Raw genomic sequence first — 20,879 nt, forward strand, 5'->3', positions numbered from 1 at the left:
ATCTTTCAAGAATACTCTAAGGTTTTTATGAGTTAAGTCAGAGCATATCAATTTCTGCATGCGTAATATCAAGCTCATAATCAGTTATGATGGTACCGACTTTTTTGGTTGGCAAAGGCAGAAAGAGTTCCGTACCGTTCAGCAGGAACTGGAAGATGTGTTGTTGCAATTAAGTTGTGGAAAAGAGATACGTTGTCATGCCAGTGGTAGAACGGATACAGGTGTGCATGCAGTTGGACAGGTGGTGCATTTTCACTGCGAACTGAAAATGACTGCGGAGAAGCTGCTGCGAGCAATCAATGGCCTGTTGCCTAAGGATATCGTGGCGAAATCGGCAGAAGATGTACCTCTTGAATTTGATGCCAGCAGATCTGCGAAACGCAAGTTGTATCGCTATGTGATTACTGATCAGCCTATGCCTGATGTTTTCATGCGAAGATACAGTTGGTTTTTTCCGTATGGCAGGCTGGATGTTGGCAAGATGAACCAGGCTGCACCATGCCTGCTGGGCACGCACGATTTTCGTTGTTTCGAAACGGATTGGCCTAATCGCAAGTCATCGGTACGTACCATCACTTATCTGCAGGTGAATCGTGTTGAGCCTTATGTCTGGATTGATGTGGAGGCTAACGGTTTTCTCTATAACATGGTGCGGGCCATTACGGGTACGCTGGTGAATGTAGGGCGAGGCTATTGGCCGGTTGAGCAGGTGAAGCAGATTCTGGAAAGTATGGATCGAACCCAGGCGGGGCCGACAGCTCCGCCCGAAGGATTATTTCTCATGCGGGTGACTTATTGACCTGTTGATTCAGCATTGATCTGCTTGATCATGTTTTGATTGCTGATCAACAGAATGTCCTGTCCAGCAGTGAAATCATGTCGTTGAGTGTGGATAGTCAACTTGCCTGGCAACTGTTCTTCGAGATGAGGCCAGTCGCGTGCGGGGACAAACATGTAAACGGGTACTTTGGCCTGCAAGGTTTCTATTACCTGATCATGGTTTTTGCAGCGAATGACTTCCCGTTTCAGATAGAACACCATGCTCGGTCGGTTGTAATGATGATGAAAACCAACACGATAATCGCTCGTACCAATCTCGTGGAACAAGGCTTCAGCGAGTCGTTTACTGCCACGTTCCTGATCGGCAATCATCGGGCCAAAAGCACTGAGGCTGGCAGTTAGCAGTAAACTTCCTGCAACGAGGGTGCCTATGCCCCATCCGATTTGCTGTTGTGACCACTTCTTCCAGGTCAGCCAGCCCGCAATCAACGGAATAAATCCAACCGGTAATAGCCAGACAAGATCTGGCAAAGTCCTTCCTTCCAGCGCGGTAAGAGGAATCCATCCAGATACCACAGGTAAGGCAACCAGCAACAAAACTCCAATGGTGATGAAACAGACGAGACAAGTTCGCCAGGCCCATGTGGGTATGATCGCAAAGCTACCACCACCAGGCTGAGCACTAAGTGACTTTTTCCACCAGTGCACCAGCCAGGCTGCAGTCAATAAAGCCAGCGGTGGATAAGTAGGCAGAACATAATTGGGCAGCTTGGTGGCAGCGATGGAAAAGACGATGAACCAGACTCCAACCCAACAGATGAGTAAGCGGTAGGCCCAGCTTTTAGAATCCACAAAGGGTTTCACACCAGTCTGGATGCTATGCCAGAGAGTTGGTCCCAGGAATATTGACCAGGGTGCGAACGCAATCAGAATGACAATCAGATGGTAAAAGAACGGGCCCTGATGACCTTCCATGGGTGCATTGAAACGACTTATGTTATGAGTAAGGAAGAATCCCTTCAGGAATGCTCCACGCGTTTCATATCCCACATAGGCATACCAGGGTATCGCCAGCAGCAGACACCAGCCGATCGCTTGTAAAGTGCGGATTTGAAACAGGAATTTTATGTCACGTTGCCAAAGCAAAAACAGGATGATGACTGCTCCCGGAAGAGCGATGCCAACAGGGCCTTTGGTGAGCATGGCCAGGCCGGCACAACAGCCGGTGAATATCAACCAGATGGGTTGACGGCGATCATAGGCTATGATCCATGTCAGGAACGTCAGTTGCACCAGGAAAATCAGTATCGCATCAGGGGTGACTGCGTGGCTGGAAACAGAAAACATAAAACTACTGCTGAGAATGAGCGCGGCAAGCAATCCCGTCACTTTGCTGAAAAGCCTTCGTCCTATTTCGTAACAGGTCAGGAGACTTCCTATGCCAGCGAGGACTGATGGCAGTCGGGCAGACCATTCATTTACTCCAAACAGAGAATAACTTGCCTGTATCCACCAATAAAGCATGGCGGGCTTGTCAGTGCGCAGCTGGTAATTAAACGTTGGCACAACCAGATTACCGGCTTCGAGCATTTCGCGTGCACATTCTGCGTTATGTGCTTCATCCACATCCCAGAGGCCATGTTGCCCCAGGTTTGGGAGAAACATTAATAAACCAGTGCAGATCAGAATGGTATAAGCGTAGTGCCTGCCTGCTAATCGCCTGATTTTATCCATTAACTGGTCGGTATTCGATGCTGCCATCGTTCACATCATCCGTGAGTCAGTATCTGTCCAGTCCGAATTGACGTAACTGGCGAGCGGGAGTATAGTTCGGCCCGTTGGTTCTGCCTAGTCGAACCTTGTACTTGATCCCGAAGGGGCTGAACATGGCCGGCATACTATTGCTTGCGCTTTGCATTCTGCCTCAGGGTCCGCCTCAAGATCAGCCACCTTCGGGCGGGTTGCCTTTGCCTCGGGCCATGGATGCAGCTCCGCTGCGGGAAATGCTCTACAACCGCAATCGACCCCAGGAACAGAGCCAGGCTGCCTTGCTGCTGATACAGTCCGATTCTGCTGAAGTAGCGGCACTGGTAACTTTTGAGATGAGTCGCTGGGATCGAGCCGACGTGTTTCAGGCGTTGGCATCAGCGATCCGGCTTCGCCGCGATCTTCGTTTCATGCCACCTCTGTTGGATGCATTGGCCGCGGAACAGGTTCCCATTCGGCAGGCTTCTATTGAAACACTGTCTACCTTGCCTGCAGCCCAGGTTCACGAGGCACTTGTCAGGATTGCACAGGATCGAGCTATGGTAGCACTGCGAAGGCAGGCTGCTGCGGAAGCCTTGGGAAGGATTGCCAGCAAGGCCTGTGTCGTTTCCCTGATTGATCTGGTCAAGAGTGATTCGCCTGGCGTCAGGCAGGCAGCAATACAGTCTTTGCAGGAAATCAGCGGGCAGGATTATGGCGCTGATCTCAGCCAGTGGGAACGATGGTGGCAGGCCTATGTTCCACTCAGCGACACCGAATGGCAGGCAACACGCTTACGATTTTTTGCTGCACGTTCTCGACGATTGCGGGATGAGCTGGATCAGGCCGAATCGACATTGTTGCAGTTGCACAAGGAACTGCTCGATAAAGTGCTGCCTGCAGATTTGGCCAACACGTTACGCAATTTATCCAACAATCCTTATCCGGCAGTACGTGAACTTGCAGTTACCCGCATCGCAGAGCAGTTCAGTCGTAAAGATCTCGATCAACCTTCGCGCAAACAGTACACCGACATTCTTCTGACGCTCAGTAAGGATGCCAACGCCCTGGTGCAGCAGCGTGCTGTAGTATCGTTGGAGAAGGCAGATTCGCCTGAGGTATATCGACTCCTCATCGAGTTGCTTAGAGACCGTTCTTACAAAGTGCGGGCAGCAGCTGCACGCAGCTTGGGAAACTATCGTGGTAAAATTCCCTTGCCCGATACTCAGGAAAGCACACTGGCGGCTTTGGAAGCTGCTTTGAAAGATTCATCTTCCAATGTAGTGGCCCAGGCTGCCATCAGCATCGGTGCATTGCGGTTGCCACGATCAGGTGTATTGCTGGCAAGACTGTTGAAACATCCCACGGAAGAAGTTCGGCTGGCGGCCAGCGCGGCGCTCGAAACCGTAGCGAGTTGCCAGGTATACTTCGAAGTAATTGACGCATTAGATACCGTTTCACCAGAAGCACGCTTATATCTCGTGGGCTGTTTAGCCACGATTGGCGAAGTAGATGGTTTGCCGGAAGTGGAGCAGGCGCGACTGCTGAAACGTCTGGAGCAGATTCTCACTCAGGATGGAGACCCTGGAGTTCGCAGCAAGGCAGCCGTTGCCTTGGGAAAAGTGGGAGGCACTTCTGTTTTGACACTGCTTTGGCAAAGAGTGTACGGCAATGAAGATTCCCGCGTGCAGGATCATGCCTGGCGGGCGCTGGTCGATATCCTTTATCGGCAGCAGAGTTGGACCTTGCTTAATCAGTGGGAACGATACTTGGCAGATCAAGGGCAGGGCGGAAAACGATTGCAGTTGCTTCAGGAAATTCGAGATCGTTGGGCCAGGGTGGAAGAAACACGCCAATATGCCGAAGTGCTGACGATGGCACTCATCGATGCGGGACTTGCGCAAAAACAATGGTCACTCGTCATGCCGATCTGTCTGGAATTGATACGCAGTGCCCCGCAGGATTCACAACGAGAAGCAAGACTCAGGTTGCTTCTGATCGCTGGTCAACAGGCTGTTCAGGAAGGCAAGGGGAATGAGATCGTCATTATGCTGAAAGAAATCGATACTTATCTACCTGCATTCAAGGAATTGGCTGTAGCGTTTGATGATCTGAAAAGAAGAATTTCAGCATCACCCGGCGGGAATAAGTAAACCTTGGAATTGCTGCGAAGTCCTAAGAGCAGGTCTAGCCTGCAGTATGTCATAGTAGTAAACTTCAAGAGGATACGGGCTGTAGCGCAGCTTGGCTAGCGCGCTTGCTTGGGGTGCAAGAGGTCGTGGGTTCAAATCCCGCCAGCCCGACTGAAGTAAACCTCGGTGTTTTACCGGGGTTTTCTTATTTGGTGGAGATCCCGTGTGTAGAATCTTGCGTCCAAAATGCACGGTTCATGCACGGATCTCCCACCATGCGATCTCGCAAGCCCTGGTACCGCAAACAGACTGATGCCTGGTACGTCACCATCGATGGTACCCAGCACTGCTTAGCCACTGGAAAGAAGAACAAGAAGGAAGCCGATCTAGAATTCCACAAGCTCATGACCGAGCGGGGAATTCTGCCGAAGTCTCTGAAGAGATGTTCGGTCAAAACCATCATTGATCTTTTCCTTGATTGGTCCAAGACTCATCACGAGCCTGAAACGGCCAAATTGCATCGTGCCTTTCTGACTGACTTCTCCGGTTTCAGCAATTACAGTTCTCTGACCACTGATTCTATACTCCCCTTGCATGTTACACGTTGGGTTGATGCCAGGCCCACTTGGAAATCCAAGCGAGCTGCCATGGCCAGTGTCAAAAGGCTTTTCTCGTGGGCTGAGCAGGAAGGTTTACTGAAAGAAAACCGTCTACGCCGGATTAAGCTGCCTGCCAACAAGTCGAGAATGGTAACTCTTTCTGAGAAAGAACGGCACGAAGTTCTTGATGCAATCAAAGACAAAGCCTTCAAGCGTTTCGTAATCGCATTACAGAATACTGGGTGCAGACCGAGTGAGATTGCTCGCGTGACAGCAAGCGACGTTTATTTGGACAAGGGAATTTGGATTCTGCACAAGCACAAAACGGGGAAACACACTGGCAAGCCTCGTGTCATCTACTTGAACGATGAGATGATGAAACTCTGTACGGAACTGGTGGCTGAACATCCTACAGGACCGTTGTTCACAACCATGAAGCGAGTCAGAGTGAATGGCGAACTCCAAGAGCGTGGATTTTCCAAGAACGGCATTCGCTGTAGATTTCGGGAACTAAGGAAGAAACTCCCTCACCTCCAGCAACTGATTGCCTACGCGTATCGCCATTCGTTTGCTACTGATGCTTTGGAAAAAGGTGTTGGCGTTGCCCAGGTGGCGGAGTTGCTTGGCCATCAGTCGCTGGACATGCTCACCAAGCATTACTGCCATTTGAATCAGCGAATCGAACATCTTCGCCAAGCAGCCAATTCGGCGACTGCCTAGAGACGGAATCTGACTTCGAAGAGAAGTTTATCGAGCGACGTAAACCTTTCACGTAAACCCGAATGTCAGGATTGTTGTAGCTGCAAGAACTCTGCCACCGTTTCGAGATGCCACTAGAAAACTTCCAGTGTCATCCAACGAATCAGGGAGAGTCCTTTTGGTAATACCGAAACAGTTCTTACATAAGTGCTCCTGGCTCTCGGTCACGAAAGCTAAACGATTCCTTCGATGTAAGTATCACGTGATCTAACAACCTTATGCCCATGACGCGACTGGCTTGAGCAATCTGAGCCGTTAGCTTTTTGTCAGCGTATGATGGCATCACTTGACCAGACGGGTGATTATGGGCCACGAGAATGGCACAGCTTGCCGTTTGCAAGGCTATCCCAAGAATCAACCGAACATCTACGGGGCAATCCTGAAAACCACCCGAGTAGAGCTTAATCCATCCGTTGACATCCAGCGAATTTGACAAGCAGATCAGCATGAACTCTTCTCGAAGCTCAAGCGTGTCCTTATCCCAAAGTTGCCGCAAATAATGAATGGCTACCTCAGTGGAATCAATCCGATAACTTGGATAGTCCTGCTGCTTCCTTCGATAACTCAACTTGAGTTCAGCTAGCTGGGCAGTCTTCTTAAATGCTGCTAAGGCAATGCGTTCCGATTTTGCTATTTCAGTTTCTGGTGTGTATGTGTTGATCGTCATGTTTATTCTCCTTGAAGGTCAGGCGGACGCCTGACCATTTCGATTAATCCTCTTCCGGCATCATGATGGTGAGACATGGATTCCCTGCATCGTCGTACCCTCTGAGCGATTTCAAGGTGACTTTTCTGGCTCCATTCCCGTTGTCGACCTGGAGCGAGAAGAGAAGCCCCTCTTTTTGCGTCGTACATAGCCGAATGGCGTATCGAAGCATTTGGAGAACATCCCAGAGTCGTCCGGTTTCATCTTGCCAGTCTGCAGATGGTGGCACCTGCACATACTTGCCATGCACGGTAGAGGTCATCGCAACAGGCACTTTGAAACCCGCTTCCGCTGCAAGTTTTGAAACGTCTATTAGTACCCCGTCCTCGATTGCCTGGATTCTGGTGTAGCTATAAATGATGTTGTCTTTGTTCATCTGTTTTTTCCTGATGTCGACTGATGCCCCCAAGCAGTCGAGCGTTACCCCGTAGCCGATTAGCAAAATCGCATTTTCGGCTTGAGGGGGGCCGGGTGTTTCTCGCCCCTTTGGGAAACACACGGCCCCCCGATCCGAAAATACAAAACAGACACGGCGTAGCCGTGACCATCTGGTGTTAAACTGTTCGTAGTGGAAGAACGTAGCGAAGCGATTGCAAGGGTAGTGGCGAAGCGTACCAGGCGAAGCCTGGCACGCCCTTGCTAGCGTAGCGGTTGGCAATTGCGGAAGGCTAGAATCACAATCGTATGATTCTGGGAAGAAGCGAAGAGGCAATGATGTGCACTAACCTCTTCGGACGTTTGATAAATAGTGTGACACTTAGACCACTAATGCCGGTATCGGTTTGACATATTCTGCCTGGTCCAGAAGCCCATGCAATCGCATGGTTTGCCGGGCATACTCAGCAGGTTGTTTGATTGCTCTTTCCTTCAAGCCTGAAGTAAATGCATTCAAAAGTGAAAACACAGTCCTTGGCTGAAATTCCGGAAATGCCGGGTTTCGCCATTCATGCAGAACTTTCCCCAAATCCCGATGCCCAATCAATCCCCGTTCAAGAGAACGAAGGATAAGAGAATCGGCTTGCTCCTCAGTAAGCAGCGTAATCAAGAAACGTTGAACACGCTCCGACTCTGCATCCTTGAAGCTATCAAGAGTGGTCACTGCCCCGCCGATGGCATTGCAGAAATTACGCTCACCATTGATGGTATGCTTCTTTCGCACGAGCAATTCAGAACGAAATGCTAGGTTGTCACAACAGAAAACCCGGGTGCCAGCACAGAATCCGAGCGGAAAACTCTTATCGGTCGAATTGCGTACTCCTACAGCCAGTGTGATGCCATCTGCTATGGGGGTACCGAGGTCAAGAGTTCCAAAGAACCGATGACCATCACCGGTTACTCCGTAGCGTTCCCGCTTGATGAGATACCCCGCATCCTGCAAGGTGCCTTTGACTACATCGACAACCCGCCGATGGGCCAGCGGATACCAACGACCGTTTGGCTCAGGAGCCTGTATTCCAGACAGGTCTTGAAGACTGACTTCCTTAGCTCCCCGATGCAACATCAAAACTGACTCAGCCATGATAGGCCTCCCCTTTTTGGAACAAGGAAAGCGGCACGAAGAACCTTCGCACATCATCGCTTCCCGAGTGAGTCGGGAAACATGATTGAATCGTCTACCCAATTAGATTCATTTGATGACGACAGAATACCATTGGTTGATTTCTTAAGAAACCTGGCTGCAGCAGCAAAAGAATCATTCCCCCCCGGTAAACTTGAAAGCACCTACTATTGGCAAGCAAGTTTACTGATTGCCAATGGAAATCCCGTGCTCCAGGGCAATGTCTTTTAGGAAGGTGGTCAACAATCCACCCGGATTTCGGACTGATCCATTTTGCTTGGCTTCTTTTAGCAATCCCAGCCCCCTCGTGATTGCCCCCTCACCTAGCCTCCTGGCACATTGTGACCACCAGACTTTGTCAGCATCTGACCCAACTGCTTCTGTAATTCGAAATACAAGGTACTCAAGTTCTTCAGACAAGGCTGCACCAGCCAACTGTAATGACGAATAGTCTTGCTTTGGAGCAACATTTCTCTTGAAGACCGCAAGCCAATGTCCCTGAAGCGACTTTTCAAAGTGAAACGATGCAAGACAAGGCAACTTTTTACCAAGTAAACCATTAGCAGCAGACTTCAGAATCTTCCGTATATCAGCATCAAGTGTAGCCTCTATGGGAAGTGCCTTGGCAAGATCGCGAACAAACCGCCGATGCATTTTCTGCGACACAAACTTCTTGGAAAGATACAGTGCTAGTCGCTGCTCCAGGGGCCGAAGCTGGTGAAACCACGTGCCACCAAAACCGAGAGCAAAGAATCCACGGGTTTTTGCGATCTCTTGCAAGACGGTACTGACTTCCAAAAAACCAAAGGGAAGTTCTTTGTCTTCATCTGTCGGATGCGGCTTAAAATAAAAGGCTGAACCAAAGAGCCTCCATGTCATATCAACGTAAGCTTGTCGCTTCTGGTCCCAGAATGCGTTGGTACAGTGAAAGTCATAACCGCGGAGTACATCAATATCTCGACGCATCCTTACATAGTCCTTCTTCGAGGGATTTCTTTCGCCCCGTCGAAGGAATAATGATCGCAACGTGCCAAATTGAATCTGAGTGCCACGAGCTCCCTGTTCGGCATAAAGCTGAAGCAGGTCAAAGAGCAATTCTTGCGTACTCGATCCACCGAAGCCAAATGGGCCAGGATAAACCCTCCACTGGCGTTTGATAGTCTTGCCATCGTTGCCTGTAATCGTGTCGGAATACTCCAGTGGATCACGTCCATGTTTGGTTAGGTCAGGTCTGTAAAAGCGAAACAAGGGAAATTCAGCCAGGTCAAAGTCGAAACGACAGGACTTCTCATCCTGCTGTTGAGCTTGATTTGCAATCACCTTTTCAAGTGTTGCATTCTCAGGTTTGACCGCGACGTTATCCAGCACCCGTTGCAGAATGGTGCCAATACGCTCAGGAGTTTTCCGGTTTTCCACCTAGTCACCTCAAACGCATTAAACTAATTAATGCATTTAGATTTAGATCATTGATCCTTTACCTGTCTAGTTCCTCTTTTGGTTCCAAGGCTTATGTCCATTCCTCGGGAGTAAAAGCACGAACGACTCACTCAGGTTTCAGACTAAAAGCACGAACGACAATCAACTTTTCTGAGTAAAAGCACGAACCATCTGGTTCGTTTCAGACTAAAAGCACGAACCGTTCTCCCGACAGTCAAGGCAACCTTGGTAGGTTGCTAGCAATCTGATACCAGTGGGATTGCCTATCGGGTGAAAACTGCCCTTGTTCCAGTTTGTGCGAATGCGGTTTATAGCCAGTAGCAGCCACGTAGGGCAAAGATACGACATGAAGCTAGGCCAACCCCTAGCCCCCGTTTCAATCTGAGCTCCTGCTCGAATGTGCCAACATCAGAACCAGCGTTCTACTTTGCTTGATGCTGGGTAGTAAACCAGAATCGCTGTAATCCTGCATTCCTGTAAATCCATCAATCAGGATTTCCTAGGTAAGCTGCCTAGCAGAATGAACGCGATTCCGGCAATTCTGTTAGCTCTATATCCGGAAAGCTCTTTCATACAGCATTCCAGAAAGCTGGAAACAACAGTGATCCCCCAAATCATGCATGGCTGGCCATTGGAGTATTCAGGCAAACTGAATTACGGAAATGCAGTTCGTGCGGAAATGTGGCAATAACCTGAATCCTCTTCAAGCAGCTTATATGCAAAACAGCAATGCCAGTAAGACTGGGTTTTCCGCCAAACAGAATTACTTGATTGGCCGACCGCCAGAAAGCTCGGCTTCTCGTTGTTGATAGGGCCCACCGTTTTCACGCTCGACTTCTTCGATTGCTTTCCTGATCCCACGTTCTGCAATCTTGGCAATTGTCAGCCGGGGATTCCAGTATGCTGCATTCTTCACACGGTTGATTAAGCTATGATCCAAATGCACGGTAAGTTTCTGACGATCATTTGCTGTTTCAAGTATTGATACCGGGGAAGGTGACGAGTTTGCCATTTCGTGGGGTTGTTGCGGTATCAGTGTGGCGAATGGATCTGCCCCGATGGTAGATGCTCGATTAGTTCGCTGCTTTGTCATGTACGATTTCCTCCTGTGCTAAAATTTCCTTTGCTAATGATCGATAGTCTTCCGTACCAGGGCTGTTCGGTGAATAGGTGGTAATGGGCTCACCCATTGATGGACATTCCGCCAACCGCACATTCTCGCGAATGCTGGTTTTCAAGGTTTGCGGAAAACGACTCCGTAACTTTTCAACAACTTCTGGACCATGATTAGTGCGGTTATCAAGTCGGCAGGGAAGAATACCGGCGATATACAGCGTAGGATTCAATCGCTTCCGAACTACGTCAACAGTCTGAAGCAATTGAGCTAACCCTTGCAGCCCCATGACATGGCACTCAACTGGAACTAATACCTCACGGACAGCCGTAAGAGCATTTACCGTCAAAATGCCAAGCGTTGGAGCACAATCAATTAAGACATAGTCGAATTGATGCTCTATTGCTGATAGCTTTTCTCGGAAGATAGTTTCTGCACCTGGTTCATTGGAAAGTGCCTTTTCAGCACCTACCAACCAAGCTGATGCACCAACGAGGAATAGATTCGCTGTGCCAGTCGGCTGAATTAAATCAGTCAGTGTGGTTCGTGCGGGTTCAGCGAACAAGTCAAACACGCCACGTCCAGTAGTGTGAGTTACCAACCAACTGGTGGTCGAATACTGCGGATCTAAATCGATCAGCAGCACTTTCTTATCCTGTTCAGCCAGGCATGCTCCAAGATTCACTGTGGTGGTTGTTTTACCCGTTCCACCTTTTTGATTCACGACAGCAATTGCACGCATAGACCTCTGGGGTTCTTATCCTGGAACAACAGTGATTCCGTTTGGCCAAGCATTCCAGAGATGTAGGAAGCCCGTCAATAGGGCAAATACAGCATAGTGGAGTTTCCAGCATGAATTGATCTACTATCTCACACAGCAGAACAAGGTTCTGTGGTTGTCAGCAACGCACGCAGCGTTACTGGAAACTGTCATTGAGCGACAGTCTCAACCAGAAGTCGGCTACCAACCGATGAAGGCGACGGCTACCACCGTTACGAGACTGGCTCGTCGAGCCGGATACATCGAGAGATGTTCGTCCGGTTCAAGGAGCACTGCAGGAAGTAAAATCCGCTTCCTTTGTAGGGAAGAGGAACAATCTCATGCTTTGACTCCATCCGCATAAGTAGGCGGGCGACAAGGACAGACCTCATGCACTTGATGAGGCCGGAATGTTTGAAGCGGGTGAAAATCCCGTCCATGGGGTAAGGGCCAAAGCCGTAATGGCAATTCGGGTGCAAGTCCCGTTAGGCTCGTATAACATGGCGAGGGTGGGGAGTGCTCATGGCAGAAATGCCAGAGCCCGGCTTGTAGACGCAAGTCGGCGATGGGGTGATGAACAAGCTCCACGATGAATAGCTCAACCACACAAAGGCGAATAAATCGCTTCCTCGTGAAGATGCATCGAGACGGAGCCGAACCGCAAACGGCAAAAGCAGGTGGGTAAGGTTGGCCTTGTGCCTTCTCCGACCTGAAATCACCAAAGTCTCTTTGGTGGAAACTATGCCTGGGCGGGAGCCTGGGACATGCTGCTTTTGGCCTGAGGAGTCATACCTCCTCTAGCGACGTGACGATGCAACTGGGCTCTGCAAAGTTTGCAGGGCTGCACAGAACATTTCTAACTTGGGATCTTCCATTGTGGCCGGGCTTGGTAACCCGGTGCCAGGGCATAGTCGACCTGGTGTTTCAAAAACGATGGAAAGGGAGAGTGGGGCAAGTAGGAACTGGGCGGGAGCCCAAACGGACATACTGCAAGGCAGTGGCGTGGCCGTTCGTGTCTTTACGGGTGGTGCCGGAAGACAGTTCGTAACGAAAGCCCTGACGAGCATTTCGCTCTGACAGATTCCTATAAAGCCCGGGGACGGGAGGTAGCAGCAGGCAAAGCATCGAAATCATCGGAAGATGGTTTCGCTTCTTTGGCGGCATTTTGACAGTCGACAGGTGAGGTGTACCCCGAACCTATCGACCGTAAGGTTTCCGCTACCTCCATACTTTGGGCAACGACAACTATAGGAAGGTACGGAGCTTCACGATGAAGCTCCAACTTCCAGAAGGATGGACAGGCGAAAAGGATTTTGCAGCAAGGATGCATCTGCTCGGCTTCATGGAAGGGTGTGCCGTAAACACCCTTCATTTTCTTCCTGAAGCAATTTTAGCCATAACCTCGATCAGTACTTGATGCAGTACCGATACGAAGCCACCAGCATTGCTGGGTTCATTCAGACCATTGCCGTTGCCTATGTGGCAAGGGGGTATTTCTTCTACGTGACGGGGGAAATTCCGGAAGGGAAAGACTTGGCCAAAGTCGATGCCAAGTTGATCGAACGGTACGGCGTAGGAATCTCCAAGTTCACTAGGGCCAGGAAGAAACGGGCAGGCGTGGCCAACCTCCAGTACTTGAGGCTTACCGGCTCCAGGCAGTTCGTCATCTTCGCCACCCATGGGCAAAGCCCATTCTTTGAGATGGAAGCCAAGCAGATCCGTGATGTCCGGCGAGTGCCGTGCAAGTTTGCAGGCTACTCGATCAGTTTTAAGTCAGGTCATGTCCATGTGCGGATTGAGAAGCAGCGCTACCTGGAAATGAAGGCTTACTTTCTGGAGCAAGCCACCAGACAGGAAACGACCGATCTCGAACAAGAGATGCGGAAGTTGCTGGATTACGAACCGTATGCACCGATCCGATCTCAAAAGCTCTGCATCTGGCGAGCGGTGAACAGGCAGCGGAAAGCAGCGGGACTACCCTTGATTGCCAAAGACTGCCTGCGATTTTACCGCCGAGTTGTGAAGCCGTTTGCCATTGATGCCCAAAACAAGGCTGCCTGATACTCCCCCTCTGCTCAAATGATTTTTCCCATCCACCCCTCACTGGCTAGCTGGGGTTGGGTGGGAAAAATCTCCATGCTTGCTAGTTCATCCTGGAGAGGAGCATCGCCGAGGGCATGCCGAGCATGGATGCTCGGCGTGACCTTGGCAGCGGAGCGACTGTTACTAGCGTGTTTTAAGCCAAATATCGATTGTTTGCACTAAAGCACTTTGAGTTCCGGCTTTCGATCCTAGGAGCTGCATTAGTAAATCTTTCAGTTGAACGACGGGCCAGATTTCGTTCCCTTCGTTGGAAAGCCGTTCACATACCCTGATAACGAATGCAATTTTACGAACGGGTGACATCTTTAGAGAATACACATGCCGAATCGACAAGCATGCAAGTTGCAGCCTGACCTCAAGGTTTACCCGGGGGCTGCTGAACTGCTCCAGGATTGAACGAAGAGGATACTCGTCACAATTCCATGAGCAAGTTTCGCCAGCATCTTTTAGAATCTCGATATTCCACCAAGCGAAATCATAGCCGTGAGCAAGCAACTTTGCGGAAGCTAAGTTGAATTTTTTCAGGTCAATTAGACCGGCTTCGTATGCATCGAGAATGAGAACTTGTGTCCAAGCTCGCCTTATTATGAATTCGTGAATTCCAAATGATCCCAGAACCCAATCATCAGTCCAAAGAATTCGGTTTTCACGTTTCGCCAGAAATAACGTTTCGGTGCCATGACTTCCGAAAAGTTCAATTAGCTTTTCACGTTTCTCTGGATCATACGCAGCAAGCTCAGGACACGATTCTATTGTGCAGTTCTTAGTTGCGAATGAAAGCAAATCTAACAACATGGCTTGATAGGCTGCATACTGCTCAGAACCTGCTTTCTCGATGGAGAGATTGCCAACATTGTTTATCGCAATCGTAGCAGGCAGCGTCTTCTGTGTGGACTTTGACTGAATGTGCTGAAGGGTACGGAGAGTAGATTCTGAAATGATTAGCTTTCGCTGCGTCTTTTCTAGCAACTCAATCGTATCAAGGAATCCAAGTAGGTACAGTGCTGTCAGATCGACAACAACTTCACTCGATGCTCTTAAGTCATCAAGGGCCTTTGCCCTTTCTTGATAATCCCCAGAACAGCAACGTAGTTGTCTATCTGGCGAGTTCAAAAGGTGGTCAAGCGTCTCAAATTCATCCCGACCCACTGCGGTAGTAAGAAGGTGAATGGAAACTGGTTGACTCGAGTATAAGTCCAAAATCCCTTCGACATGTGATCGCCTGTCCTTCAAGGATTCTAATACGGGCTTGAAATCATAGGCGATTGGATCGTCAGGCTTCTCACTTGGTGCCCCGACGCGAACCAGTTGAACTATCCCATCCTCGGGAAATCGAAGTTGAAGATTGTGCATGCAATCTTGGTAGACATGTGTGTACTTACTTTTGATGTCTTTCACCACCCCTAATCTGTCTTGAAAACTACCCCTGGCCAATACGAACTGCTCGCCGACATTTTTTCCAAGCATCTCTCTAACCATAAGGTCGGATTCACTTCGTTCACCTCGTTGTGGCAGGATTGGAAGCTCATCTTGAATAATGACCCATTGAACTGGCTCCTCCCCTTTTTCCGAAAAGCCGACTGCACAACCAGATTTTACTTTTGAAGGAGAGTCGAGCAAATGCCGGGGATTATGTTCGCGAACGAAATGATCTAGAAACAACTTGATATAGGAATTGTGAGCATCAACATCATCGAAATGGAATCGCAACAAATTATAGGCAAACTGCAGAGCTGCCTCAGTCTGCTTGCTGAAGACCAGAATTCCAATCACCCAACGTCCTACAGTGCTTGGATCAGATGTTTCTGGCTTTGGAAGCAGATGCACGTCGGAACAGACTAACTCAGGTCTGTTCAAATGTAGTCCATATAGAGATTGCCAGAGAAGGTAGTCAGGATCGTCTGGCTTTTCTTTTAAGAGCAACTGAACTGCTTCTAATCCTCTAGTCGAGTCGTATGCCTGTAGAAGTGCCAGTTCATCATAGAGCATTCGTTTATCACGAAGACCTATGTCGCGTTGTTCCGCATAGACCTTCAGCAACAAGTCGTGCCTAGCAGTTCGCTTTGCGCAATCAAGATACAGTCTTGTATATGCGTCAAACCAACCCCTTCTCAAAACTCTCTCAAGAATGGGGATGGCTTCACCATCCAACCCAAGTTTCGGAAGAACTCTCCCAAGCAACCGCAGATCGGCTTCTGCCAATCCAACAGTGTTGTTACAGGCTTGGGTACCAGCTTCCCGAGCCTCTTCATCTTTCCCGTCCAAGTGAAGACGTAGTGCTTTCAAGATTTGTTTGACCGCGATGGAACATTGACCCACTAGTTCAGAGTCGAGCAATTGATCGATTAAGGCATGTTGATTTAATTTACCGTATGCCCTGACTGCAAGTTCCAAGTAGTCTGACTTGAGCTCAGAGCCGGATTTGCTTTGACGCAGGCAAAGCTCAATTACAGAATTCAAGTCTCCGGGCGCTTTCCTCTCGTAAAGCGCTGAAGCAAGGAGGATGATCAATCGGTCGGAATCCTTATTGCTTGGAACCGTTTGCATCAAAAGAATGGCATCATCATATTTTTCAGTTTCGATTAGATGAAGTGCTCTGCGACGAACTGGTTCAATGTTCGTTGGGTCAAGTTTGGCAGCATCCCAGTAATCTCTTTCGGCCTTGGCCCCTTGACCTTGAAGGTCATAGACAATTCCACGGTTCAATAGGAGATGGGCTGTGAGGGAGTCATGATTTGAAGGCTTCGCTTTTTCGATTGCCGTCGAATAGAAAGTGATAGCCGACGTGAGGAACTGACTTCTTTTCTCGCTGGTTTCTGCTGACATTGCCCGTTGATGAGTTGCTTGAGCTAAAGCCATCCATGATTGAGCAATCTCCGGAGCAACTTCAGTAGCGGATTTGCCATATTTCTCAGCTAAATCTAAGTTCTCAATTTTTAAGGCATGGTTTGAAAGTGCTAATGCGATTTCAACATCATGTCGTACAGACTCATCGACTTTTCCCTCAATCTCTTCAAAGGTTAAGTCTTTGGGACTACAACGAATACAAATTGCGTGAATTGGAACACTGTGGGGAGATTTTAATCTCAAGTCACATGCAAGTGCGTACGCTTTGTCAGAATTCCCTAGTAACTCATATGCCAATGCTTGGTTAATGAGTGCACGATCATCACTAGGTTGATATCCATAACCTTCAAGCAGGAGCCTTCCTGCTTCACTGAAGTTTCCTAGAGGAATATGCGTATTTGCTAGATATACGCACCATCGGTACTTTTGCCTTTCTGTTAGTTTGTCCCACTTCGCTTCGCGAATTCGGTTAAGAGCGACTTGTGAGGATTTGTAATCGTGATTTTTTGAAAGGTCATCAGTAATTTCCAAGTCACGATCAATGGCGTCGTTTGAGACATAGGTGTCTACCACAGCTTCCGTGACAACCCGTCTGATATCAGAGTTCTTTCTCCCCGTATCGCCGCGAAGCACTTCGTCACGTTCATCTTCACCCAGTTCGTCTAGCAACTCCTCGATGTCCTGCCACGTGTACAGGTCGATCAAGAATAGTCCTTTGGCGTTGTGATCCTTATTCAGCGTCAGGAGTTTTGTCTGAACATCTTCAGTCTTTTTGGCAGACGTCAAAAATAGGTACTCATCTATTTTTACCGAATATTTCAAGACTTCATCGACTTCTACCTGAATGTCAGCAAATTGAATAGTCTTATTGCTTTCGTGATGTTTACATTGGACTGCTCGAAGAGGGGATTTGCCACTCATGTCAATAAGGTCGATTCCGAACTGTCGCTCCCCTCGTTTTCCAAGACGTTGAAAATTGCCACCTTTCCAGTTTCGGTTCAACAATCGCTTACAGAAAAGCTCAAAATCAATTTCATTGCTAGGTTGTGGATAACGAAAACTCATTGATCCTTCCTTAGCTTAGATAGCAAGCCAGAATCTTGACAGACTCATTCTATGCCCAAAAGGAAGAGGCCCGGTGGTGTCGGGCATAGAAGTATTGATGTTAAGCCTGCCCAGGACGAGGAGCTTGAAAGTGAATCCAATCCATCGCCAAAGCCGCCAAGCGAGCGACCAGGGGAAGGTCGTTCAAACTAAAAGACGTTGAACGTTTCCACTGGTCATCAACACGATAAATTCGAGAAATGGATACTGAGTACCATTTCTTGCCTTTATCGTTCTCCTGTGGCCACACGGAGCAGGTGATGCGTCCCATTCGCTTTTCCCAAACGGGGCGATTGGCACTATCATCACCAGGCTCGCGTGCTTGTCGTCGTTGCTGTGCAGTTGCCGTAGCTGGCATAGTCCACCAGACCTTTCTTGGGTTTGGAACAAAAACAAGTCAGAACCGTTAACCGACACCACTAGCCTCACCGACGTTATGACGCTTCCTCTGAAATGGTGTCCTAGCAGGAGCGTTGCTTTTCCTTGGACGAGGCAACGGTGCCGATTTGTTCAAGAATCGCCTTAGCACCTGAAACAACGATCTGCCATCGGAGAGCTTGCATTCCCAAAGTATAAGCACCAGCCAGCCACGCCGTTTCAACTGTGCCACAACCTTCCGATCACGCTTTACATTCCTGGCAAACTTAGGAATCCAGTAATCACGATTGGTTTTCGGGGTACTTGACTTGCTGCAACCATGCCGGTGCCAATAGCAGCCATGTACAAAGATGACCTTCTTCATCCCCTCAATCACAAAGTCAGGGGAGCCAGGCAGTGATGCCACGTTCTGCTTGAAGCTTGCCCCCATCTTCAAAAGAACGGCAGCTACAAGCCTTTCAGGCCGTGTTCGTTTGGATCGGACATTCGCCAAGCTGGATGATGGACTTGCAGGCTTTAGTTTGTTCATGCCCAGGTTATGGCACGATCAAGTTTGCATGCGACTTTGCAAGGGATTGTTCATGGGGCCTGTTGCAACAAACCATGAATTTCCGCAGCAGCCTTCCAGAACTCACCGAGTGTTTGAACATAACTCAGCCTTGCTTGAGCATAGGTCCGCTGTGCGTCAAGAAGTGCCGTGTAGTCGTATTTCGCATCACCACTTTCAAACGCAGACTTTGATAACCGTTGAGCTTCGCGAGCCTGGGGAAGCAACTCTTTCTCAAACTTGTTGACTTGGTCACGAGCAGTTGCGTAGCGTTGATAGGCAAGTAGCACACGGTCGCTAAGTTGAAGCTTCGTATTCTGCAGTTCACTCACCCTGCGAGCTAGTTCGGCTTCCGCTGCCTGGATATTCCCTTGGTTTTTGTTCCAAACAGGGATTCGCATGCCGACTTCAAACGAGACTTGCGAAACACTTTGTGTGTAGTCATAAAGTGGCTGCACTTTCAAGTCGACGTTCGGAATGTTCTCTAGGCGAGAGCGAGTGATAAGCTTCTCCGCTTCGGAGATGCTTGCCTGAGCTTGCATAAGTTGCGAATTTTTCGATAGCACAGTCTCCTGAACATGCGCTAGTTGATACTCGGGTCTGCCTTGTTCAAGGTCGCCTTGAAGTGGAGTGATCTTCGCACCGGGCTTTCCAATCACGTTGGCGAGGAGAGGCCAGGCGACTTTGAGTCTTTCTCTAGATGAGATAAGTTTGTTCAGGTTTACTTCGTACTCAACTTTAGCACGAAGCACATCGGTAGTAGCACCGCGTCCAGCTTTCTCCATTTTCTGAGACGCTTCGGTGCTCTCAAGAGCGATCTTTACGATAGCTTCGTTCTCGCTTACTTCTCTCTGTGCTGTGAGTGCATCGTAAAAGGCGGCTCGCACCTTAGCTTCAAGATCAAACCGCTTGCTGATTGCCTGCCATTGATTAGCGGTTACTGCGTCAAGCGCTGCCGACTGCGATACTCCAAGTTTTCCGCCGGTTACAATCTCCTGTGAAACGAACGGTCCTTGTTGTCCGGCTCCATTCTCGCGGCTTCCAAGCTGTTCTCCGATGTAACCAACAGTTGGGTTTGGATAGAGTCCAGCTTGCAGGGCGTTGCCCTGTGCAACGCCGATGAGAGCATTAGCGGAAACAAGTTCCGGGTGATTCTGAAGAGCAACGTCGATAGCTTGCAGGAGTGTAAGAGTGGGGGGGAGAGTATCAGAACTCTCTGCTGCAACCTGTCTTGCTTCCACAATGCTAAGTAGATCGCTTGAAGGGGGTGGAACGGTCAGGGAGTGTTCGTACCTTGTTGCGCATCCAGCGGTCGCAACAAGAGTTAGCGAACCTACCCAAATACCCCATTTGTTACCAATAAGCGTGGACATCCTTGTCTCCCCTTATGTGTATCGACTCAGGGCTTTCATAAGCTTCAAAAGAAGTTAAAGCCCCTTGGTTTCCGGCCTTATTTGACATGCACCACGAATGGTACGTCGAACACCATGTCCGACCGTTTGAACTGTCCCCAGCCCTTATAAATGCCGGGTGTTGCAAAGTGAATCATGAAGCTTACTTTGCCAGGTGTTTGCTTTTCATTTGGATGTGCGTGTGCGTAGTCGCCGTCTTTAGTGTTCACAACGACAAGGTGCCCCATCGCTCCAAGGTAAGGCTGAAGATCGACCACTGGTTTTCCATCATTGGAAAACTCAAACGCAATAGTTGCTTCTCCAACTATCGCAGAACTAACGGTGACGTTTGCATTCCAGCCTTCGCCTTTTACAACTCCTGGAACAGTACTAGCAAGCGGCGCTGCTGGTGCTGCTTCTCCTTTCACAACAACCTTGCTTCGAATAGTTGCAGGTGATCCGCCTTTTGGTTTTACGTCGGCGTAGACGTAGTACTCACCGCCTGCCTTGAATGTATGTGAAACTGTCATCACACCATCTTTGGAAACATCGGGATGAAGGTGTGCAAAGTTTGCCATCCCTTTGTCAATGAGGATTAAGTGCACAAGCTTTTCGTGAGTCGGTTCAAACTCGGTTAACATCTTGTTTTTCGCGTCATGGACCATGAGAATGAGGTTCGTTGGTTTTCCGGTTTCAAGTTCGGAAGGGGAGATATGCAAGGTCAGCCCTGACTGAGTTGAAGGTTCGGTCTTATGGCCTGCATGTGAGTGTCCACCTTGTGCGTCACCATGATCATGTGACTTATGATCATGCTCTTTGTTGGACGGTTTCGTCGGTTCTGACTTTGACTGGCATCCAATGACTCCGATTGCCAGTAGCAGAACAGTGATGATTCTCATGGCTCTTCCTCCTCCGGAC

At 49.1% G+C, this 20,879-nt stretch carries 16 protein-coding genes and 1 tRNA gene; 5 read left to right on the forward strand and 12 right to left on the reverse strand.

Going from position 1 to position 20,879, the window contains the following annotated elements:
• Positions 1-58 precede the first annotated feature (58 nt).
• Positions 59-799 carry a tRNA pseudouridine(38-40) synthase TruA gene (gene truA / locus JNJ77_00805; protein MBL8821095.1) on the forward strand — a complete coding sequence of 247 codons (741 nt, stop codon included), beginning with the start codon at positions 59-61 and terminating at the stop codon, positions 797-799.
• Here the strand turns inward: truA and JNJ77_00810 are convergent.
• Positions 793-2,541, reverse strand: coding sequence for a glycosyltransferase family 39 protein (locus JNJ77_00810; GenBank protein ID MBL8821096.1), 1,749 nt, complete (start codon positions 2,539-2,541; stop codon positions 793-795). The two genes, truA and JNJ77_00810, sit on opposite strands and share 7 nt — an antisense overlap.
• 125 nt (positions 2,542-2,666) lie before the next feature.
• Between JNJ77_00810 and JNJ77_00815 the strand changes: the two genes are divergently transcribed.
• The 3 genes from JNJ77_00815 to JNJ77_00825 all read left to right on the forward strand — a co-directional run bounded on the left by JNJ77_00815 (position 2,667) and on the right by JNJ77_00825 (position 5,977).
• Complete coding sequence (locus JNJ77_00815; GenBank protein ID MBL8821097.1) at positions 2,667-4,679, forward strand: HEAT repeat domain-containing protein; 2,013 nt, start codon at positions 2,667-2,669, stop codon at positions 4,677-4,679.
• A 75-nt stretch (positions 4,680-4,754) separates the two neighbouring features.
• Positions 4,755-4,829, forward strand: a tRNA-Pro gene (locus tag JNJ77_00820).
• 104 nt (positions 4,830-4,933) lie between these two features.
• Positions 4,934-5,977, forward strand: coding sequence for a tyrosine-type recombinase/integrase (locus JNJ77_00825; protein ID MBL8821098.1), 1,044 nt, complete (start codon positions 4,934-4,936; stop codon positions 5,975-5,977).
• A gap of 178 nt (positions 5,978-6,155) precedes the next feature.
• Here JNJ77_00825 and JNJ77_00830 read toward each other — a convergent pair whose 3' ends face one another.
• From JNJ77_00830 to JNJ77_00855, 6 genes are all read right to left on the reverse strand, one after another.
• The gene (locus JNJ77_00830; GenBank protein ID MBL8821099.1) at positions 6,156-6,683 is read right to left on the reverse strand and encodes a JAB domain-containing protein; all 528 of its coding nucleotides are present in this window, start codon (positions 6,681-6,683) and stop codon (positions 6,156-6,158) included.
• A gap of 43 nt (positions 6,684-6,726) precedes the next feature.
• Positions 6,727-7,098 (reverse strand): hypothetical protein, encoded by a 372-nt coding sequence (locus tag JNJ77_00835; GenBank protein MBL8821100.1) that lies wholly within the window; start codon positions 7,096-7,098, stop codon positions 6,727-6,729.
• A 381-nt stretch (positions 7,099-7,479) separates the two neighbouring features.
• The gene (locus JNJ77_00840; protein MBL8821101.1) at positions 7,480-8,241 is read right to left on the reverse strand and encodes a hypothetical protein; all 762 of its coding nucleotides are present in this window, start codon (positions 8,239-8,241) and stop codon (positions 7,480-7,482) included.
• Between the two features lie 222 nt (positions 8,242-8,463).
• On the reverse strand, positions 8,464-9,696 hold the full coding sequence (locus JNJ77_00845) for a hypothetical protein (protein MBL8821102.1): 1,233 nt from the start codon (positions 9,694-9,696) through the stop codon (positions 8,464-8,466).
• 784 nt (positions 9,697-10,480) lie between these two features.
• The gene (locus JNJ77_00850; GenBank protein ID MBL8821103.1) at positions 10,481-10,810 is read right to left on the reverse strand and encodes a hypothetical protein; all 330 of its coding nucleotides are present in this window, start codon (positions 10,808-10,810) and stop codon (positions 10,481-10,483) included.
• Entirely contained in the window at positions 10,791-11,573 is a 783-nt protein-coding gene (locus JNJ77_00855; protein ID MBL8821104.1) for a ParA family protein, read from the reverse strand. The genes JNJ77_00850 and JNJ77_00855 overlap by 20 nt, the downstream gene beginning before the upstream one ends.
• Positions 11,574-13,007: 1,434 nt before the next feature.
• Here JNJ77_00855 and JNJ77_00860 point away from each other — a divergent pair.
• On the forward strand, positions 13,008-13,652 hold the full coding sequence (locus JNJ77_00860; GenBank protein MBL8821105.1) for a hypothetical protein: 645 nt from the start codon (positions 13,008-13,010) through the stop codon (positions 13,650-13,652).
• Positions 13,653-13,817: 165 nt separating this feature from the next.
• Here the strand turns inward: JNJ77_00860 and JNJ77_00865 are convergent, their stop codons facing one another.
• The 5 genes from JNJ77_00865 to JNJ77_00885 form a co-directional block, all read right to left on the reverse strand.
• The gene (locus JNJ77_00865; protein MBL8821106.1) at positions 13,818-17,606 is read right to left on the reverse strand and encodes a hypothetical protein; all 3,789 of its coding nucleotides are present in this window, start codon (positions 17,604-17,606) and stop codon (positions 13,818-13,820) included.
• 100 nt (positions 17,607-17,706) lie between these two features.
• Entirely contained in the window at positions 17,707-18,003 is a 297-nt protein-coding gene (locus tag JNJ77_00870; protein ID MBL8821107.1) for a hypothetical protein, read from the reverse strand.
• Positions 18,004-18,051: 48 nt separating this feature from the next.
• Positions 18,052-18,552: a DNA mismatch endonuclease Vsr gene (gene vsr, locus JNJ77_00875; GenBank protein ID MBL8821108.1), complete on the reverse strand. Its 501-nt coding sequence runs from the start codon at positions 18,550-18,552 to the stop codon at positions 18,052-18,054.
• Positions 18,553-18,602: 50 nt separating this feature from the next.
• Positions 18,603-19,943: a TolC family protein gene (locus JNJ77_00880; protein MBL8821109.1), complete on the reverse strand. Its 1,341-nt coding sequence runs from the start codon at positions 19,941-19,943 to the stop codon at positions 18,603-18,605.
• Positions 19,944-20,020: 77 nt separating this feature from the next.
• The gene (locus JNJ77_00885) at positions 20,021-20,860 is read right to left on the reverse strand and encodes a hypothetical protein (protein MBL8821110.1); all 840 of its coding nucleotides are present in this window, start codon (positions 20,858-20,860) and stop codon (positions 20,021-20,023) included.
• Between the last annotated feature and the right edge of the window lie 19 nt (positions 20,861-20,879).

The sequence above is a fragment of the Planctomycetia bacterium genome, assembly GCA_016795155.1.
Classification (GTDB): domain Bacteria; phylum Planctomycetota; class Planctomycetia; order Gemmatales; family HRBIN36; genus JAEUIE01.

Coding starts and splice junctions, on each gene's coding strand:
- JNJ77_00885 (MBL8821110.1), bottom strand. CDS start 20,860: ATGAGAATCATCACTGTTCTGCTACTGGCAATCGGAGTCATTGGATGC.
- JNJ77_00850 (MBL8821103.1), bottom strand. CDS start 10,810: ATGACAAAGCAGCGAACTAATCGAGCATCTACCATCGGGGCAGATCCA.
- JNJ77_00810 (MBL8821096.1), bottom strand. CDS start 2,541: ATGGCAGCATCGAATACCGACCAGTTAATGGATAAAATCAGGCGATTA.
- JNJ77_00815 (MBL8821097.1), top strand. CDS start 2,667: ATGGCCGGCATACTATTGCTTGCGCTTTGCATTCTGCCTCAGGGTCCG.
- JNJ77_00825 (MBL8821098.1), top strand. CDS start 4,934: ATGCGATCTCGCAAGCCCTGGTACCGCAAACAGACTGATGCCTGGTAC.
- JNJ77_00835 (MBL8821100.1), bottom strand. CDS start 7,098: ATGAACAAAGACAACATCATTTATAGCTACACCAGAATCCAGGCAATC.
- JNJ77_00840 (MBL8821101.1), bottom strand. CDS start 8,241: ATGGCTGAGTCAGTTTTGATGTTGCATCGGGGAGCTAAGGAAGTCAGT.
- JNJ77_00880 (MBL8821109.1), bottom strand. CDS start 19,943: ATGTCCACGCTTATTGGTAACAAATGGGGTATTTGGGTAGGTTCGCTA.
- JNJ77_00870 (MBL8821107.1), bottom strand. CDS start 18,003: ATGCCAGCTACGGCAACTGCACAGCAACGACGACAAGCACGCGAGCCT.
- JNJ77_00865 (MBL8821106.1), bottom strand. CDS start 17,606: ATGAGTTTTCGTTATCCACAACCTAGCAATGAAATTGATTTTGAGCTT.
- vsr (MBL8821108.1), bottom strand. CDS start 18,552: ATGAACAAACTAAAGCCTGCAAGTCCATCATCCAGCTTGGCGAATGTC.
- truA (MBL8821095.1), top strand. CDS start 59: ATGCGTAATATCAAGCTCATAATCAGTTATGATGGTACCGACTTTTTT.
- JNJ77_00855 (MBL8821104.1), bottom strand. CDS start 11,573: ATGCGTGCAATTGCTGTCGTGAATCAAAAAGGTGGAACGGGTAAAACA.
- JNJ77_00830 (MBL8821099.1), bottom strand. CDS start 6,683: ATGACGATCAACACATACACACCAGAAACTGAAATAGCAAAATCGGAA.
- JNJ77_00860 (MBL8821105.1), top strand. CDS start 13,008: ATGCAGTACCGATACGAAGCCACCAGCATTGCTGGGTTCATTCAGACC.